The organism is Mesorhizobium sp. B2-3-13 (genome assembly GCF_006442195.1).
In the GTDB taxonomy this organism is placed as follows: Bacteria; Pseudomonadota; Alphaproteobacteria; order Rhizobiales; family Rhizobiaceae; genus Mesorhizobium; species Mesorhizobium salmacidum.
In genome coordinates this window covers 14,005-30,305 of record NZ_VFVQ01000027.1, presented here as the reverse complement: position 1 = coordinate 30,305, position 16,301 = coordinate 14,005, and the positions used below count along the sequence as shown (strand labels likewise).

The 16,301-nt window shown below is 64.7% G+C and carries 16 protein-coding genes; 12 read left to right on the top strand and 4 right to left on the bottom strand.

What is annotated here, in order from left to right; all coding sequences use genetic code 11:
* The first annotated feature begins 33 nt into the window (after positions 1-33).
* The 8 genes from FJ941_RS25465 (at position 34) to FJ941_RS25430 (ending at position 8,590) form a co-directional block, all read left to right on the top strand.
* On the top strand, positions 34-1,371 hold the full coding sequence (locus FJ941_RS25465) for a murein hydrolase activator EnvC (protein ID WP_140509949.1): 1,338 nt from the start codon (positions 34-36) through the stop codon (positions 1,369-1,371).
* A gap of 1 nt (position 1,372) precedes the next feature.
* On the top strand, positions 1,373-2,704 hold the full coding sequence (locus FJ941_RS25460) for a S41 family peptidase (RefSeq protein WP_027141729.1): 1,332 nt from the start codon (positions 1,373-1,375) through the stop codon (positions 2,702-2,704).
* A 177-nt stretch (positions 2,705-2,881) separates the two neighbouring features.
* On the top strand, positions 2,882-4,063 hold the full coding sequence (locus FJ941_RS25455; protein ID WP_140510003.1) for a divergent polysaccharide deacetylase family protein: 1,182 nt from the start codon (positions 2,882-2,884) through the stop codon (positions 4,061-4,063).
* A 154-nt stretch (positions 4,064-4,217) separates the two neighbouring features.
* Positions 4,218-4,733 carry an RNA pyrophosphohydrolase gene (locus FJ941_RS25450; RefSeq protein ID WP_140509947.1) on the top strand — a complete coding sequence of 172 codons (516 nt, stop codon included), beginning with the start codon at positions 4,218-4,220 and terminating at the stop codon, positions 4,731-4,733.
* Positions 4,734-4,825: 92 nt separating this feature from the next.
* A complete protein-coding gene (gene alr / locus FJ941_RS25445) occupies positions 4,826-5,965 on the top strand; it encodes an alanine racemase (RefSeq protein WP_140509945.1) in 1,140 nt (379 codons plus the stop codon).
* Positions 5,966-6,240: 275 nt separating this feature from the next.
* Positions 6,241-6,660, top strand: coding sequence for a nucleoside diphosphate kinase regulator (gene rnk, locus FJ941_RS25440; protein ID WP_140509943.1), 420 nt, complete (start codon positions 6,241-6,243; stop codon positions 6,658-6,660).
* Between the two features lie 14 nt (positions 6,661-6,674).
* Positions 6,675-7,220, top strand: coding sequence for a GreA/GreB family elongation factor (locus FJ941_RS25435; protein ID WP_140509941.1), 546 nt, complete (start codon positions 6,675-6,677; stop codon positions 7,218-7,220).
* 113 nt (positions 7,221-7,333) lie between these two features.
* Positions 7,334-8,590 (top strand): D-amino acid dehydrogenase, encoded by a 1,257-nt coding sequence (locus FJ941_RS25430; protein WP_140509939.1) that lies wholly within the window; start codon positions 7,334-7,336, stop codon positions 8,588-8,590.
* A gap of 87 nt (positions 8,591-8,677) precedes the next feature.
* Here the strand turns inward: FJ941_RS25430 and FJ941_RS25420 are convergent, their stop codons facing one another.
* The 3 genes from FJ941_RS25420 to FJ941_RS25410 form a co-directional block, all read right to left on the bottom strand.
* A complete protein-coding gene (locus tag FJ941_RS25420) occupies positions 8,678-10,831 on the bottom strand; it encodes a phosphatidylserine/phosphatidylglycerophosphate/cardiolipin synthase family protein (RefSeq protein ID WP_140509936.1) in 2,154 nt (717 codons plus the stop codon).
* Complete coding sequence (locus FJ941_RS25415; RefSeq protein WP_140509934.1) at positions 10,828-11,271, bottom strand: hypothetical protein; 444 nt, start codon at positions 11,269-11,271, stop codon at positions 10,828-10,830. Before FJ941_RS25415 ends, FJ941_RS25420 begins: the two co-directional genes overlap by 4 nt.
* Positions 11,272-11,413: 142 nt before the next feature.
* Complete coding sequence (locus tag FJ941_RS25410) at positions 11,414-12,295, bottom strand: LysR family transcriptional regulator (protein WP_140509933.1); 882 nt, start codon at positions 12,293-12,295, stop codon at positions 11,414-11,416.
* 13 nt (positions 12,296-12,308) lie between these two features.
* Here FJ941_RS25410 and FJ941_RS25405 point away from each other — a divergent pair, with 13 nt between their 5' ends.
* The 3 genes from FJ941_RS25405 to FJ941_RS25395 all read left to right on the top strand — a co-directional run bounded on the left by FJ941_RS25405 (position 12,309) and on the right by FJ941_RS25395 (position 14,605).
* Positions 12,309-12,512 (top strand): hypothetical protein, encoded by a 204-nt coding sequence (locus FJ941_RS25405; RefSeq protein WP_140509931.1) that lies wholly within the window; start codon positions 12,309-12,311, stop codon positions 12,510-12,512.
* Positions 12,509-14,005: a CoA-acylating methylmalonate-semialdehyde dehydrogenase gene (locus FJ941_RS25400; RefSeq protein WP_140509930.1), complete on the top strand. Its 1,497-nt coding sequence runs from the start codon at positions 12,509-12,511 to the stop codon at positions 14,003-14,005. The genes FJ941_RS25405 and FJ941_RS25400 overlap by 4 nt, the downstream gene beginning before the upstream one ends.
* Positions 14,006-14,299: 294 nt before the next feature.
* Positions 14,300-14,605, top strand: a complete 306-nt coding sequence (locus tag FJ941_RS25395) for a hypothetical protein (RefSeq protein ID WP_140509928.1) — start codon at positions 14,300-14,302, stop codon at positions 14,603-14,605.
* Between the two features lie 13 nt (positions 14,606-14,618).
* Here FJ941_RS25395 and FJ941_RS25390 read toward each other — a convergent pair whose 3' ends face one another.
* Complete coding sequence (locus FJ941_RS25390; RefSeq protein ID WP_246672656.1) at positions 14,619-15,269, bottom strand: GntR family transcriptional regulator; 651 nt, start codon at positions 15,267-15,269, stop codon at positions 14,619-14,621.
* Positions 15,270-15,380: 111 nt separating this feature from the next.
* Between FJ941_RS25390 and FJ941_RS25385 the strand changes: the two genes are divergently transcribed.
* Complete coding sequence (locus FJ941_RS25385; RefSeq protein WP_140509925.1) at positions 15,381-16,274, top strand: dihydrodipicolinate synthase family protein; 894 nt, start codon at positions 15,381-15,383, stop codon at positions 16,272-16,274.
* Positions 16,275-16,301: the final 27 nt, after the last annotated feature.

The window sequence follows — 16,301 nt, the reverse complement described above, 5'->3', positions numbered from 1 at the left end:
CGTTAACGAAGCAGCGGATAGAATCGATCGCGAATGTCTGAAGGCTGGAAATCGACGACGGGCTCATCGACCGGGAGTTCCTGGCGCGCGTGCTGCGGTATCGCGGCGGCGGTGCTTCTGTCGCTCCATGCGGCGCGGGCCGAAAACACGCTCGACATGGCGCCCGATCCGGACCAGAGCCGCGCGGAATACGAGCAGGTCTCCAAGGAAATAACGCTATCGTCGGAACGGCTGGCGAAGCTCGCCGCCGATATCGCCACGGTCAAGAAGGACCACGCCTCGATCACCGCCGCGCTGATCCAGTCGGCGATGACCGAACAGAAGCTTGGCCAGGACATCGAGGACATCGGCGCCAAGCTGGAAGGACTGAAGGGCCAGCAACAGAAGATCCGCGCTTCACTGGCCGCGCGGCGCGACGTGCTGGCCGAAGTGCTGGGCGCCCTGCAGCGCATGGGGCTCAATCCGCCGCCGGCGATCCTGGTCAAGCCGGAGGACGCGCTGTCGTCGGTGCGCAGCGCCATCCTGCTCGGCGCCGTGGTGCCGGAATTGCGCCTGGAGACCGACAGTCTGCTGGCCGACCTCAAGGAGCAGACCCGGGTGACGGCCTCGATCGAGGCCGAGCGGACGCGGCTGACGGCAGCGGTCGGCGACCAGGCGGCGGAGAAGAAGCGGCTCGGCATGCTGCTGGAGGCCAAGCAGAAGATCGAGGCCGACACGAAGGCGCAGATGGCGGCCGAACAGCAGCGTTCCGAGCAATTGGCCGCCAAAGCCAGCAGCCTGAAGGATCTGATCGCTTCGCTCGAAGCGCAGGCCGATAAGAACCGCAAGGCCGCGGATGCCGCGAAGGCAGCCGATGCGGCAAAGGCCGAGCCCGGTGGCGACCAGACAGCATCGCTGCCGGTTCCCGAAGGCAACAGGCTGACCGCGGCGACGCCTTTCTCGGCACTGCAGGGACAGATCGCCTTGCCGGTCACCGGCCGCATCAAACGCCGGTTCGGCGCCGACGACGGTAACGGCGCCTTGATGCTTGGGGACATGGTTGCGACACAATCGGGAGCCATCGTTACGGCGCCGGCGGATGGGAATGTGCTTTATGCGGGGCCGTTTCGCTCCTATGGTCAGCTCTTGATCCTCAATGCCGGCGACGGTTATCATGTCGTTCTGGCTGGGATGAGCAGAATCAGCGTCGCGACTGGCCAGTCAGTGCTCGCAGGAGAGCCGGTCGGTGCGATGGGAGAAGCCCGGGTGGCAAGCACCTCGGTTTCGAAGAATGGAAATGCCACGCCGGAACTCTATGTCGAGTTCCGCAAGGATGGAAAACCCGTCGATCCGGCCCCATGGTGGGCGGACCGTTTTTCTGGAAGGACGTGAAATGATGCGGAAACTGTCGCTTCTGATTGCCGGTGCGCTGATGGGCGCCTCCGCCATGAGCCTTGTCTATGGCGCACCCGGCTCGGCGGCGAACGCTGCAGGGTCGGAGACCTACAAGCAACTGGCGATCTTCGGCGACATCTTCGAGCGGGTGCGGGCCCAGTATGTGACCCCGCCCGACGACAAGTCGCTGGTCGAGAACGCCATCAACGGCATGCTTTCCTCGCTAGACCCGCATTCCTCCTACATGAACGCCGAGCAGGCGCAGGACATGCGCGTGCAGACCAAGGGCGAGTTCGGCGGCCTCGGCATCGAGGTCACCATGGAGAACGACCTGGTCAAGGTGATCACGCCGATCGACGACACGCCGGCTGCCAAGGCGGGCGTGCTGGCCGGCGACTATATCGCCAAGATCGACGGCGAGGAGGTTCGCGGCCTGACGCTCAACGACGCGGTCGACAAGATGCGCGGCCTGGTCAACACGCCGATCAAGCTCACCATCCTGCGCCAGGGCGCCGACAAGCCGATCGAACTGACGGTGGTGCGCGACATCATCAAGGTCAAGGCGGTCAAGTTCCGGGTCGAGAACGACATCGGTTACATGAAGATCACCTCCTTCACCGAAAAGACCTATGACGACCTCGAGAACGCCATCGACACCATCAAGAAGCAGGTGCCGGACGACAAGCTCAAGGGCTATGTGCTCGACCTGCGCCTCAATCCGGGCGGCCTGCTCGACCAGGCGGTGAGCGTGTCGGATGCCTTCCTGAAGCGCGGCGAGATCGTCTCGACGCGCGGCCGCGATCCGAAGGACGTCACCCGCTTCGACGCCAAGCCGAAGCAGACCGACGACATCAACGGCAAGCCGATGATCGTGCTTGTCAATGGCGGCTCGGCCAGCGCTTCGGAAATCGTCGCCGGCGCGCTGCAGGACTTGCGCCGCGTCACGGTGGTCGGCACGCAGTCCTTCGGCAAGGGCTCGGTGCAGACCATCATCCCGCTCGGCGAGAATGGCGCGCTCAGGCTGACGACGGCGCTCTATTACACGCCGTCGGGCAAATCGATCCAGGGCAAGGGCATCACGCCCGACATCAAGGTCGACCAGCCGCTGCCGCCGGAACTGCAGGGCAGGGACCTGACGCGCGGCGAATCCGATCTCAAGGGCCATATCAAGGGTGCCGACGAGAGCAAGACCGGCTCCGGTTCCGCAGCCTATGTGCCGCCGGATCCGAAGAACGACCTGCAGCTCATCTATGCCGAGCAGCTGCTGCGCGGCCAGAAGACCGATCCGTCCTTCCCGCCCAATCCGGAAAAGGCCGTGCTCAACCAGTAAGGTCGGCAACCGGTCTGGCCGGTTGAACGAAGCAATGCGATGCTGCCGGGACCGAAAGGTTCCGGCAGTTTGATTCGGGGGGCAGGACCAGGCCTCCAGGCGGGCGCCAGGATTGATGAATGCGTGCATCTGTTGCCGAAGGAGGTCGTCTTCGGAACCGTGCACCGGGGACAGGGCTTGGCTGATATCGGCAAGGACATCGAACGCCCGCTTGGACAGACTGTCCGGGTGCCGCGTGCCGCCGGCAAGATCAGCGTAGGCGTGATCGCGGCGAGCGCGGTCGTGCTGGCCGTGGTCGGCGTCTCGGCCGCGATCGCGCTCAGGGAAAAGCCGTTTCGAAAACCGCAGGAAGTCGCCGTTTCGACGCCGAAAGTGACTGCGGCGGCCGAGCCGACCGCGTCGTCTCCCGCATTGGCCCCGGCGGCGACGCCAAAAGTGGAGACGCCGGCGAAGACGGGCGGTCCGCAGATCATCCATGTGCAGACGGAAGAAGGCGATGGCCCGCCCAAGGCCGCAATCGTCATTCGCGATCCGTCGACCGTCGGCCAGAACCTCAAGATCGCGCATATTCCCGACAGGGCGCTGATAGAAACCAGTGAAACCGGACCCTTGCCGATGCGCTCCGCCGATGGCCGGCGGCCGTTCGACGTTTATGCGCGGCCATGGTCCGGCACACGCGGCGCACGTGTGGCAATCGTCATCGGCGGCCTCGCGGTTTCACAGACCGGCACCCAGGCGGCCATTGCCAAGCTGCCGGCGGAAGTGACGCTGGCCTTCGCGCCACAGGGCAACAGCATCGGCCGCTGGATGCAGGCAGCGAGGCAGAGCGGCCATGAGATCGTCATGCAGGTGCCGCTCGAACCGTTCGATTATCCCAACGTCAACCCCGGCCGCAACACGCTGACGGTGGCGGCGACCCCCGACGAGAATCTGAAAAACCTGCACTGGGCGCTGTCGCGGACGACGAACTATACCGGCGTCATGAACTATATGGGCGCGCGGTTTTCCTCCGACGCGGCGGCGATGCAGCCGTTCATGGCCGAGCTCGGCAAAAGGGGCCTCGCCTATATCGACGATGGCTCGTCGGCGCGCAGCCTGGCGCCAGACGTGGCGCTGAAGGATGGCGTGCCTTTCGTCGCCGGCGACACGGTGATCGACGCGGTGCAGGATCGCGGCGCCATCCTGAAGAAGCTCGACAGTCTCGAAGCGACCGCGCGTGCCAAGGGCACGGCCGTCGGCATCGGCTCGGCTTTCGACCTGACGGTCGACACGGTGTCGTCATGGGTGGCCGAGGCCAAGAAGCGCGGCATCGAGATCGTGCCGATTTCAGCGGTGGCCGTCGATCCACAAAAAGGCTAACAGCCGTCTTGATAATTCCACTCCGGCGGGCATCTGGCGGCGCTTTCTGCGCTTCCGGTGCTCGCGTACTTTAAGTACGCTCCGCTCCGGTTCTCGAAATCACTCGCCACCTGCCTCATCAGAGCGAATTCTCAAAACGGCTGGAACCTCACCTATGGCCAAAAAAGTCGACCGCGAAACGCTGCCCTATCGCCCCTGTGTCGGGTTGATGATCCTCAATGGCGAGGGGCTGGTCTGGGTCGGGCATCGCATTGCCGAACCCGACAGCGAATTCGCCGGTACGACGCAGCTCTGGCAGATGCCGCAAGGCGGCATCGACATGGGCGAGGAGCCGCTGCAGGCGGCGGAGCGGGAGCTCTATGAGGAGACCGGCATGCGCAGCGTCTCGATGCTGGCCGAAGCGCCGGACTGGATCAACTACGATCTGCCGGACCACCTCGTCGGCATCGCCTTCAAGGGCAGGTATCGCGGCCAGACGCAAAAATGGTTCGCCTTCCGCTTCCATGGCGATACCAGCGAGATCCAGATCAACCCGCCGCCGGGCGGCCACACCGCCGAATTCGACAAGTGGTCGTGGCGGCCGATGCAGGACCTTCCCGACCTTATCGTGCCGTTCAAGCGTCAGGTCTATGAAGATGTGGTGGCGGCGTTCCGGCATCTGGTTCCCTAGTATGTCGCGCGTCGGCCGTGGTTCGAGGGCCGCTGTTGCCGTGTCGGCCCAGCGGTCCTATTGATATCTTATCCGCTACAAGGAGGGTCGCCATGAACGACGCCCCCACAAGATTGCTGCCCGATGATGGCGCTGCCGTAAGCGAGGCGGCGGCCGGGGCCATTCTCACCATCGATCTCAGTGCGATCCGCGAAAACCACCGGCGGCTGAAGGCAAGGCTGGGCGGCGTGCGCTGCGCCGGCGTGGTCAAGGCCGACGGCTACGGTCTCGGCGCGAGCCAAGTGGCATCGGTGCTGGCGGAAGAAGGCTGCGACGTCTTCTTCGTCGCGCTGCTGGCCGAAGGCATCGCGCTCCGGAAGGCAATCGGGGCCGGACCTGAGATCTACGTGCTGAACGGACTGCCGCCGGGCTCCGAGCCGGAAGCGGTCGCGTCCGATCTCTGCGCGGTCGTCAACAGTGGCGCGCAGTTGAAAGCCTGGCGCGCGGCGGCACATCGCGTTGGCCGAAAACTTCCGGCCGCCATCCAGGTCGACAGCGGCATGTCGCGGCTTGGCATGGCACCAGCCGAAGTCGAGGCGATGGCCGGTGATGCCACCGCGTTTGACTGCATCGACGTCAGATATGTGATGAGCCACCTGGCCTGCGCCGACGAGCCTGACCATCCCGCCAATGAACAGCAGCGGTTAGCCTTTGAGCGGCTGCGCGCCATGCTGCCCGAGGCGCCCGCCTCGCTCGCCAATTCCTCCGGCATCTTTCTCGGGCCGTCCTGCCATTATGATCTCGCCCGCCCTGGCGCCGCGCTCTACGGCATCAATCCGACGCCTGCCGAACCCAACCCAATGCTGCCCGTGGTGCGGCTGCAGGCCAAGGTGGCGCAGACGCGCAGCGTCGAACAGGGCACCGGCATCGGCTATGGCCACACCCATCATGCGGAAGGGCCGCTCAGCCTGGCGACCATCTCGTTCGGCTATGCGGATGGCTGGTTGCGGCGGTCAGCGTCCGCCGCCTGGTTCGAGGGAGCGCGCCTGCCCTTCCTCGGGCGCGTGTCGATGGATTCGATCATTCTCGACATTTCCGCCCTGCCGCCCGGCAAGCTTCGCGAAGGAGATCTCGTCGAACTGCTTGGCCCTTCGCAAAGCGTCGACGACGCCGCCGGCCATGCCGGCACCATCGGTTATGAAATCCTGGCCAGTCTCGGCACGCGCTTCCACCGGCGCTATGTTGGCGGTTGAGCGGTTTGGCCGCGCTTGACAAGCGGACGCCTGTCGGCAAGGTTCGGCGCATGAGCAACCTCGCTTATATCAGAACCTTGTTCAGGGTCTGCCCGATCGCGGGATCGTAGCCCCGGCGCGGCCGCCTTCCGGCGTTCGTCCGTCCCGGGGCATCCATACATCCACCCATCGCCATCAAGCCGCACCGCTTTCCGCGGCTGCCGGCTTTCATCAGGCCGCCGTCAGCGCGGCGGCAAGCGCGCATCTGCTCGATGCGCCGATCCATGAGGTTTGTCATGCAACATGCAACGGGACTGCGTCCATCCGCCCAGATTCTGATCAGCGACACCGACCATGACAGGTTGACCGGTCTGGCGAGCACCGTGCTCGACCGCGCCCCCGAGACGGCTGAAGAGTTGCTCGCGGAGCTGGACCGGGCGGTGATCACGGAAGCGGAGGCAATGCCGACCGACGTAGTACGAATGGGATCGACGGTCACGGTTCGCGGCGAAAGCGGTGATATCAAGCACATCACGCTGGTCTATCCAGCCGACGCCGATATTGCCGAAAACCGGATTTCGGTGCTGACGCCGATGGGAACGGCGCTGGTCGGCGCCAGCATCGGGCAGGTGGTGTGCTGGAGCGGTCGAGGCGGCCGCAAACTGTCGGCGACCGTGGAGGCCGTCGATACGCCCGTCTGCGGCGGCGAGCACTGATCGTGGAGGCGGTGATGAAAAACGGAAGCTGCCGCCTGACGACGAAGGATTACGCCGTCCTGGAAGTGATGCTTGAGCGCCGACGGGCCTTCGCGGATCCGATGGTCCGGATGATCGAAGAAAAGCTTTCCAATGCCGGCGTCGTGCCCATCGAGTCGATCGAAGCCGATATCGTGACGCTGAACAGCCGGGTGGTGTTTTGCGTCGATGCCGGTGTGGCCGAGACGCGCACCCTGGTGCAGAGCGAAATACGTGGACCAGTCGGCTCCAGCCTGTCGGTGGCAACCAGGCGCGGGCTGTGCATGCTTGGCATGGCGCAAGGCCAGACGGCTTCGCTCGAGCACCCCGACGGCAGGCGCGAATCGATCCGGATCAAGGCGGTGCTCTATCAGCCGGAAGCCGCGCGGCGGGCAGCCCGGGAAAGAGCCGCCGCCGGCGGACCGCGGCCGCACGGACTGACCCTCGTCTACAGCGCCGACATTTCTATCCGGCCTCTTGGCGGGATGGCAGGAATGCGGCAGACAGAGAGAGATGACGATCCCGGGCCGCCGGCGGCGTGAAAGCCAGGCGCAAGGTCGGGAAGATCGGCATCGATTTTCGCCGGCGATCGTGCGCGAATCGCAGGTGCGGCCGTGTTCATCGGCATGAAGGACATGGCGTAAGGAGTGAATGAATGAAGATCATGGTGCTGGGCAGTGGCGTCATCGGGGTGACCACGGCCTATTATCTCGCCGAGGCCGGCCACGAGGTGACGGTGATCGACCGCCAGAAAGGCCCGGCGCTGGAGACCAGCTTTGCCAATGCCGGCGAGATTTCTCCCGGCTATGCTTCGCCCTGGGCCGGCCCCGGCATTCCGCTCAAGGCGATCAAGTGGCTCTTGATGAAGCATGGCCCGCTGGTGGTGCGGCCGGCCTTCGACCCGCATATGTGGACATGGCTGGTCAAGATGCTGCGCAACTGCACCGCCGAGCGCTACGCCATCAACAAATCGCGCATGGTGCCGCTGGCGGAATACAGTCGCGACACGCTGAAGGCGCTACGCGAAGCAACGGGCATTGCCTATGACGAGCGGACCCAGGGCACGCTGCAGCTGTTTCGCACGCAAAAGCAGCTCGACGGCACGTCAGGCGATGTCGAGGTGCTGAAGAAATATGGCGTGCCCTATGAGATCCTCGATCCGAACGGCTGTATCGCGGCCGAGCCGGCGCTGGCCGGGGTGCGCGATAAGTTCATCGGCGGGTTGAGGCTGCCGCATGACGAGACCGGCGACTGCAAGATGTTCACCGACAGGCTGACCGAGCTCTGCGTGGCGCGCGGCGTCAAGTTCGAATACGACGTGACGATCTGGCGTGTCATCCGCAGCCGCAATCGCGTCGCCAATCTCAGCACGAGCAAGGGTTTCAAGACCGCCGATGCCTATGTGATGGCGCTGGGCAGCTACTCGGCGGACTTCATGCGCCGGATGAAGCGGCCGATCCCGGTCTATCCGGTCAAGGGCTATTCGATCACCGTGCCGATCAAGGACGCCGCCGCCGCACCGGTGTCGACGGTGATGGACGAAACCTACAAGGTCGCGATCACCCGGCTCGGCGACCGCATCCGCGTCGGCGGCACGGCCGAGATTTCCGGCTTCGATCTCAGGCTGCACGAATCGCGGCGCCGCACCCTCGAGCACTCGGTCGGCGATCTCTTTCCCGGCGCCGGCGCCATGCGCGAAGCGACGTTCTGGTGCGGGCTGCGGCCGATGACGCCGGATGGACCGCCGCTGATCGGCCGCACCGAACTGTCGAACCTCTTTCTCAACACCGGCCATGGCACGCTCGGCTGGACCATGGCCTGCGGCTCGGCCAAGGTGCTGGCCGACATCATGTCGAACCGGGTGCCCGACATCGACGTGCGTGCCCTGGCGCAGGAGCGCTATCTGAAATAGCGGCCCGCGCGTCTGCCGACGCGCTTTGTTCTTTGCTTTGATGCATGTCGTTGCCCCAAAACCGGAGCCGCTTTTGGGCGACATGCATCAGAACGCCTGCCTGACCCACGCCTCGTCGAACAGCAGCCGGTAGGCCCACGGGATCGTCACTTTGGTGGAAACCGGGTTCGAGTGCGCGAGGTAGTCGTCGTAGACCGGCTTCATCCTGGCGTAGAAGGCGGGGTCGAGCACCGTCATGCCGTTCTCCGAATCGTGGAAGAAGCTGCGGTTGTTGAGGTTGACCGAGGAAATGGCGACCAGCCTTTCGTCGATCATCATGATCTTGGAATGCAGCACCACGTCAGGCGCCTTGAACTCGCGGATGTCGATGCGGTCGCCATATTTCTCGACGAACAGCTTGTTCAGCGCGGTGAGGAATTTGCCGCCGATGTCGCCCTTGAGGTCGATGCGGCCGACAATGTCGATCCTGACGCCGCGGGCGAGTGCCCGGTCAAAGGCCTCGGCGAGGCTGGGGGTCAGATTAAGGTAAGGGTTGACGATCTGGATACGGTGCTGGGCGGCATCGACAAGCTCGACGAAATAGGCCTCCAGCGCATGATCATCCTCATAGGGCACCGAGATGAAATGCCGGGCATTGCCCTGGGGGCGGCCATCTCCGTGGACCGGGACGGAGAAGGGGCGCGCCAGGTTGGTGTCGGCGTCGCGCAGCCATATCGTCGACAGATGCGCGGCCAGCGTCTCGACCGTCGCCCGGTCGGCGAACTCGATGTCGAAGTCGCTCCAGTTCGAATAGTAGTTCAGCGAAAATCCATCGGTCTTGCCATATTGCTCGAGGTCCGGATAGCGCGACAGGTCGATGGGCTGGTGGAACAGGAAGCCGTCATGGATGTTGCGGCCGCCGATGATGACGCGCGAACGCGCAGGGTCCTGCGCCAGCGTCGCCAGCATTTTGATATGATGGACCTTGTGCAATTGTGAAATCTGCTCGTCGATCGGCGCGCCATGGTCCGCCTGCCAGCGATATTCCTGCAATTCGACATTGGGGAATTCGGCCGCCAGGCGGTGCAGCATGGCGTCGTCCTTGTCGCGTTCCAGCACGTCGGTGATCATGATGCGCACCTTGGTGCCAAGCGCTGCATGATGGCGGATCAATCGTTCGACGATACGGCCGGAAAAGTCCGCCTTGAACTCGAGCGAGGACAGATAGATCAGCTTCAGCGTTGGCGCCTTCGAGAAATCGAGCGGCAGTTCGGGGTCACCCTTGTCTATTGTCGCATCGGACAGCGGCGCGCCCATCAGCGCCTCGACCTTGGCGTTGAAGCCGTCGCGCGACTTGCGCAGCAGTCTGGGCTCGCCGATCGGCATGGCGCAGGTCTGCGACAGCCAGCGGCTGGCATAGAAAGCGCGCTCGAGGGCGTCGACGCCGGCGCCGCTGGGGGCCGGGCAGCGCTGGTAGCGGCTGTCCAAGCTGGCGAGCGCTGGATCGGCGATCTCTTCGCGCCGGATGGTGAGGGGCGCGCCGGTGGGCGCAAGGCTGGAGCGGATCCTTGCCGTGCACCGGTTCAGGCTGTCACCCGGAAATAGGCTTACCGTGTCGTCCTCGCCGGACAGGCGAAAGCCGAATGCCGCGCCGGCGGCGATGATGCGTGAGGCTCCGGCGGCGCGGATCGCCAATCCACCGTCGCAAGTGCCCTCAATGTCGGCCGGCTGCTTGCCTGCCTGCCGCACGACGATCTCGGTGCTGCGCGCCTGCAGGCCGGAGAAATCGAAGGTCTTGGGCGCCGAAGGACGCGCCGCCGCATCGATGTAGAGCGTCTGCCGCGACACCCGCCAGCGGCCGTCGAAACGGCCGTCGCCGCTGCCTATGCCGGCTGGGGGCAGATGTATGTTGGCGACCGGTCCGGCCAGTCGCCGTAGCGTCGAATATGTCGCCTGGAAATCGCGGTTCTGGACATCGCGGCGGTTGTGCCCGAAGGGGCCGGTGCCGTTGGCACGGTCCATGGCACCGAGCTGGTTGTTGGCAAGTAGCGCCAGGAACCGTCGTTCGTAGTCGCTGTCGCCGGTATCTCCGAAAAACTGCGCCGCCGCGACCTGCGCGCCGGGCGTGCTGGCCGATAGCGAGGGCCGCGCGCAAGCCTCCTGTCCCGCCAGGAGGTCGCAGGCATTGCCGCCTGCGCCGGCACAGCCGGCAAGGGCGGCCAGTCCGAACAGGACGAGGATGACGGCCCTGCGGACGCTCACCCGGCGGCTCCGGCCTTCATGGCGCTCAACTGCGCGGGGTCGCGCGGCGGCATGAAACCTTGCGGAAAAATCTTGCAGACAGGGATGGTGAAGGTGGCGATCAGCAGTTCCGCCTCGCTGCGCATCTTGCGGGGCGCCGTCTTGTCGTCGCGGATTGCGCTCGCCGAGGCAACAAGGGCGCCATCGCAGTCGCAATGGTTGCGGCGAGCGATGTAGCAGGCGTCATGGGTTCGGCAAACGGCGTCGAGGCGGTCGACCGGCCGGGCCGACAGATCGCCGGTGCGGGTGCCGGGACCGCAGTAATTGCCGATGACGAAAGGCGAGGGGCGCGCCATGACGTAGCGGATCGGTTTGGGCAATTCGGCTTCCGGCACTTTTGTCCATGGGTTGGCGCATGCGGAGACGAACAGCAGCGGCAGGATGGCAAGAACGGCTCGCATGTCTATCCGCGCCAGCTTTCTGAAAGATTTCCCCACCCGACACCCACCCCATGGCCGGCGACCGGTGATGCCACACTGTGCGGTTTTGTGGCAAGGAAAAGGCGGCGTGTGGAAACCTGGCTGTTTTGCCGTGACGGCGCTTCTAAAGGAAGAGGCCCCGCTCGCGCTCGACCGCCTTTGTGATGAAGCTGGCGACGATCTGGACGCGGCGCAGTGGCCTGACCGATTCATGATAGACCAGCCAGTAGGCGCGGCGGATAGGCGCGACGACATCGACGGCCACCAACTCCGGCATCGAGCGGGCGACGAAGGTGTGCAGGATGCCGATGCCTGCGCCCGAGCGCACGGCTTCGGCCTGGCCGAGCGCCGAGGAGATGGCGAAGCCGGTGCGCCAGTCCGCGCTGAATTCTGCGGCATAGTCGAGCGAAGGGCTGACGATGAGATCAGGCACATAGCCGATCAGTGTGTGCTGGCCGAGCTCGGCGGCGGTTTTGGGCAGGCCATGGGCTTCGACATAGGCGCGGGAGGCGAACAGGCCGAGCGAATAGTCGACCAATTTTCCCGCCACCAGCCGGCCTTCGGTCGGCCGTTCGACGGTGATCGCGATATCGGCTTCGCGCCGCGACAGCGAGAAGGAGCGCGGCACCGGCACGAGCTGGATGGTGAGTTCGCGGTGAAGGGCGATGAGTTCGCCCAGCCGCTTGGCCAGGAAGGCGACGCCGAAGCCGTCGGGTGCGCCGATGCGCACGGTTCCAGACACGTCATCTCCTTCGCCTGATATGGTCGAGCGCGCGGCGATCATGTCGCCCTCCATGCGCTCGGCGATATCGAGGAAGCGCTCGCCGGCCGGCGTCAACTCGCTGCCGGTGGTAAGCCGGCGAAAGAGTTTCGTCCTCAATGCTTCCTCAAGGGCCGCGATGCGGCGCGAGACGGTGGCATGGTTGAGCTCCAGCCGGCGCGCGGCGCCAAGAATCTGGCCGGCACGCGCCACGGCGAGGAAGATGCGGACGTCATCCCAATTCATGGGGATGTTCCGGATGGCAATCGTCAACGCCGCGTTCCACAGAATTCAATATGGCCATGCCAGTGATGTCGAGCACATTTTATCATTTGCGGCAATTGATGCACAGGCCTCGTTTGTTATCTATTTCCTGCACAACGGTTGCGTTCTCCCTCGCGTTGCCTTCGCCGCCGCAAAGGCGGACAATACGGCATCACAAACAAAGGGAGAGAAATCATGATCGACTACGGTCATTTCATCGGCGGCAAGCGTGTCGCCGGCACCAGCGGCCGCAAGCAGGACGTCATGCAGCCGATGGACGGTACGGTGCGCGGCACGGTGGCGCTGGCCTCGCAGGCGGAACTGCGCACGGCGGTCGAGAATGCCAAGGTGGCGCAGCCCAAATGGGCGGCGACCAATCCGCAGCGCCGCGTGCGCGTGCTGATGAAGTTCCTCGAACTGGTCGCCCGCGACTATGACGAACTGGCCGAAATCCTGGCGCGCGAACACGGCAAGACCATCGCCGACGCCAAGGGCGACATCCAGCGCGGCCTCGAAGTGGTCGAGGTCTGCATCGGCGCGCCGCATATGATGAAGGGCGAGTTCACCGACGGCGCCGGCCCCGGCATCGATGTCTATTCAATGCGCCAGCCGCTCGGCGTCGTCGCCGGCATCACGCCGTTCAATTTCCCGGCGATGATCCCGCTTTGGAAGATCGCACCGGCGATCGCCTGCGGCAACGCCTTCATCCTGAAGCCTTCGGAGCGTGATCCGGGCGTGCCGATGCGCATTGCCGAGCTGTTCATCGAGGCCGGCCTGCCGGCCGGTATCCTCAACGTCGTCAACGGCGACAAGGATGTCGTCGACGCTATCCTGGACGATCCCGATATCAAGGCCATCGGCTTTGTCGGCTCGACGCCGATCGCCCACTACATCTATTCGCGCGGCACGGCGGCCGGCAAGCGCGTGCAGTGCTTCGGCGGCGCCAAGAACCACATGATCATCATGCCCGACGCCGACATGGACCAGACCGTCGACGCGCTGATCGGCGCCGGTTACGGCTCGGCCGGCGAGCGCTGCATGGCGATCTCGGTGGCCGTGCCGGTCGGCAACGACACCGCCAACCGGTTGATGGAAAAGCTGATCCCGCGCGTCGAGAGCCTGAAGGTCGGCCCGTCGACGGACTCGGCCGCCGATTTCGGCCCGCTGGTCACCGCCCAGGCGCTGGAGCGCGTCAAGGGTTACGTCGATACCGGTGTCAAGGAAGGCGCCAAGCTCGTCGTCGACGGCCGCGGCTTCAAGATGCAGGGCTATGAGGACGGCTACTATATGGGCGGTTGCCTGTTCGACAACGTGACGGCGGACATGCGCATCTACAAGGAAGAGATCTTTGGACCGGTGCTCTCGGTGGTGCGCGCACCGACCTATGAGAACGCCATCAAGCTCGCCAACGATCACGAGATGGGCAATGGCGTCGCCATCTTCACCCGCGACGGCGACGCGGCGCGCGACTTCGCTAGCCGTGTTCAGGTCGGCATGGTCGGCGTCAACGTGCCGATCCCGGTGCCGATCGCCTACTACACTTTCGGCGGCTGGAAGGCGTCTTCCTTCGGCGACCTGAACCAGCACGGCCCGGACGCGTTCCGCTTCTATACCAAGACCAAGACGGTGACCTCGCGCTGGCCGTCCGGCATCAAGGATGGCGCCGAATTCGTCATCCCGACGATGAACTGACCGGACGTTTTCTTCGTCTGCGCGTCCTCGCTCCGGGCGCGCGGGCATGCATCAAGGATGGCGCCGAGTTCGCCATCGGACGATGAACTGACCGGACGAGAAGACGCGATTTTTACTCAAGGCCTAAGTCCCCGGACTTAGGCCTTTTGTTTTTGCAAACGCTAATGTGATGGAACCGGCGGGGGCTCGCGGGACTTAGGGCTGCAATCCTGCCGTGGAGGAGGCGCGGCAGACAACCAGGGCGCCGCACGGCGGGCCGGTGGCATTGCATCGTCCGGCGCAAGGAGGTGTCAGATGACACGACGACTTACAGTGACACTGTTCGTTGCGGCGACAACGATGTGCACCGGCGCTGCTCAGGCAAATGCGGCCGGGCAATGCGCGGCACGCGCCGATATCGTGAAAGCGCTCGGTGAGAACTTCCACGAAAGCGAAGCCGGGCGCGGCCTGATCAATCCCAATGTGGTCCTCGAAGTGTTCGTTTCCGATCAAGGCAGCTGGACGGTTCTGGCTTCCGACACGAAGGGCCAGAGTTGCATCCTGTCGGTCGGCGAGGGCTGGGACAGCCCAACCATCAAGGCGGCCTTGCCGGGCGCTTGAACTATTTCTGCAGTTAGCGCGTCGCGGCCACCTCGGCATGGCCGCGCAGCAGAGCCATCAGTTTCTTGGCGTCCTTGGCGGCGCCTTCCTCGTCGCCGTCCAGGATCGAGCGGATCAACGCGACATGGTGCTCGGCGGATTCCGCCAACCCGGTGTCCGCCTTGTAGCGGAACCAGAAGCGGCGGCTGTGGGTCTGCAGGGGGGCGGCCAGCCGGGCGGCGAATGGGTTGTCGGCGGCCAGCGCCAGCGCCTCGTCGAGCGCCTTGTCGGCCTGGATGAAGGCGAGCACATTGCCTGATATCACTGCTTTTTGCATGGCGAGCGCCGCCTCGTGGAACAGGTCGGCGGCCTCGCGGGTGACGAAACGGGCGGCTGATCGTGCGAGCACCACCTCGACGCCGCGCCGGGCATCGAGCACACGCAGCCAGTCGCCGGGATGCAGCGGCGCGATCGCGATGCCGGCGCGGGGCCTGACGTCAAGCAGCCCTTCCCAGGCCAGCCGCTGGATCGCCTCGCGCACCGGCGTGCGGCCGAGCGCCAGCCGCTCGATCAAGGAACCCTCGGTGACAAAACTCGCCGGGGCCAGTTCGAGCGTGACGACCATGTGCTCAAGGACACGGTAAGCCTTGGTCGCCGCGGGCTCGGACAGGGTGGTTGCTTCCATGGATATCAAAGTCGGTCTCCTGATATATCTAGAATATATCATAACGGATTCTGCATTGACAGCGGCTTTCCTAACAGATATACGGCTGATATATCAGATGGAGAAATAGCCATGTGGACCGGAGTTTTCCCCGCCGTCACGACCAAATTCACCGCCGACGACCGGCTCGACCACGCCGAAATGGAGCGTTGCTTCAGCTTGCAGATGGAGGCCGGCTGCGACGGCATCATCGTCTGCGGCTCGCTCGGCGAAGGGCCGATGCTGTCGCCTGACGAGAAGATCGAGGTGCTGAAGACCGCGCAGAAGATCGCAGGCAAGAAGCCGGTGCTGCTGACCGTCAACGAGGCCGGCACCCGCGAGGCGACCAGCATCGCCAGGCGCGCCGCCAAGGAAGGCGCCAACGGACTGATGGTGGTGCCGAGCCCGATTTACCACACCAACGCGGAAGAGACGGTGGCGGCCCTGCGCGCCGTGGCCGAGGCCGGCGACCTGCCGGTCATGATCTATTCCAACCGGCTTGCCTACCGCGTCGACGTCACCGTCGACCAGATGGAGGAGCTGGCATCGGACAAGCGCTTCGTCGCCATCAAGGAATCTTCCGACGACATCCGCCGCTCGACCGAGATCATCAACCGCCTGGGCAGCCGCTACGACCTGTTCACCGGTGTCGACAACCTCGCCTTCGAGGCACTGTCCGTCGGTGCCATCGGCTGGGTGGCCGGCCTGGTCACCGCCTTCCCGCGCGAGACCGTCGCCATCTACCAGCTGATGAAGCACGGCCGCCGCGAAGAGGCGCTCGCCATCTACCGCTGGTTCCGGCCGCTGCTCGACCTCGATGTCTCGACCTATCTGGTGCAGAACATCAAGCTTGCCGAAGTGTTCGCCATCAACACCAACGATCGCGTCCGAATGCCCCGCATGCCGCTGTCGGGCGAACGCCGCAAGACCGTCGAGAAGATCGTCAAGGATGCGCTGGCGGTACGGCCGACACTGCCACAGTTCTAAGGAGAAGGTGCCGCCAGCCAGGTGAAG

Excerpts from the sequence above, each read along its gene's own strand:
- FJ941_RS25465 (WP_140509949.1), top strand. The coding sequence starts at position 34 with ATGTCTGAAGGCTGGAAATCGACGACGGGCTCATCGACCGGGAGTTCC.
- FJ941_RS25460 (WP_027141729.1), top strand. The coding sequence starts at position 1,373 with ATGATGCGGAAACTGTCGCTTCTGATTGCCGGTGCGCTGATGGGCGCC.
- FJ941_RS25450 (WP_140509947.1), top strand. The coding sequence starts at position 4,218 with ATGGCCAAAAAAGTCGACCGCGAAACGCTGCCCTATCGCCCCTGTGTC.
- alr (WP_140509945.1), top strand. The coding sequence starts at position 4,826 with ATGAACGACGCCCCCACAAGATTGCTGCCCGATGATGGCGCTGCCGTA.
- rnk (WP_140509943.1), top strand. The coding sequence starts at position 6,241 with ATGCAACATGCAACGGGACTGCGTCCATCCGCCCAGATTCTGATCAGC.
- FJ941_RS25435 (WP_140509941.1), top strand. The coding sequence starts at position 6,675 with ATGAAAAACGGAAGCTGCCGCCTGACGACGAAGGATTACGCCGTCCTG.
- FJ941_RS25430 (WP_140509939.1), top strand. The coding sequence starts at position 7,334 with ATGAAGATCATGGTGCTGGGCAGTGGCGTCATCGGGGTGACCACGGCC.
- FJ941_RS25415 (WP_140509934.1), bottom strand. The coding sequence starts at position 11,271 with ATGCGAGCCGTTCTTGCCATCCTGCCGCTGCTGTTCGTCTCCGCATGC.
- FJ941_RS25410 (WP_140509933.1), bottom strand. The coding sequence starts at position 12,295 with ATGAATTGGGATGACGTCCGCATCTTCCTCGCCGTGGCGCGTGCCGGC.
- FJ941_RS25405 (WP_140509931.1), top strand. The coding sequence starts at position 12,309 with ATGGCAATCGTCAACGCCGCGTTCCACAGAATTCAATATGGCCATGCC.
- FJ941_RS25400 (WP_140509930.1), top strand. The coding sequence starts at position 12,509 with ATGATCGACTACGGTCATTTCATCGGCGGCAAGCGTGTCGCCGGCACC.
- FJ941_RS25395 (WP_140509928.1), top strand. The coding sequence starts at position 14,300 with ATGACACGACGACTTACAGTGACACTGTTCGTTGCGGCGACAACGATG.
- FJ941_RS25390 (WP_246672656.1), bottom strand. The coding sequence starts at position 15,269 with ATGGAAGCAACCACCCTGTCCGAGCCCGCGGCGACCAAGGCTTACCGT.
- FJ941_RS25385 (WP_140509925.1), top strand. The coding sequence starts at position 15,381 with ATGTGGACCGGAGTTTTCCCCGCCGTCACGACCAAATTCACCGCCGAC.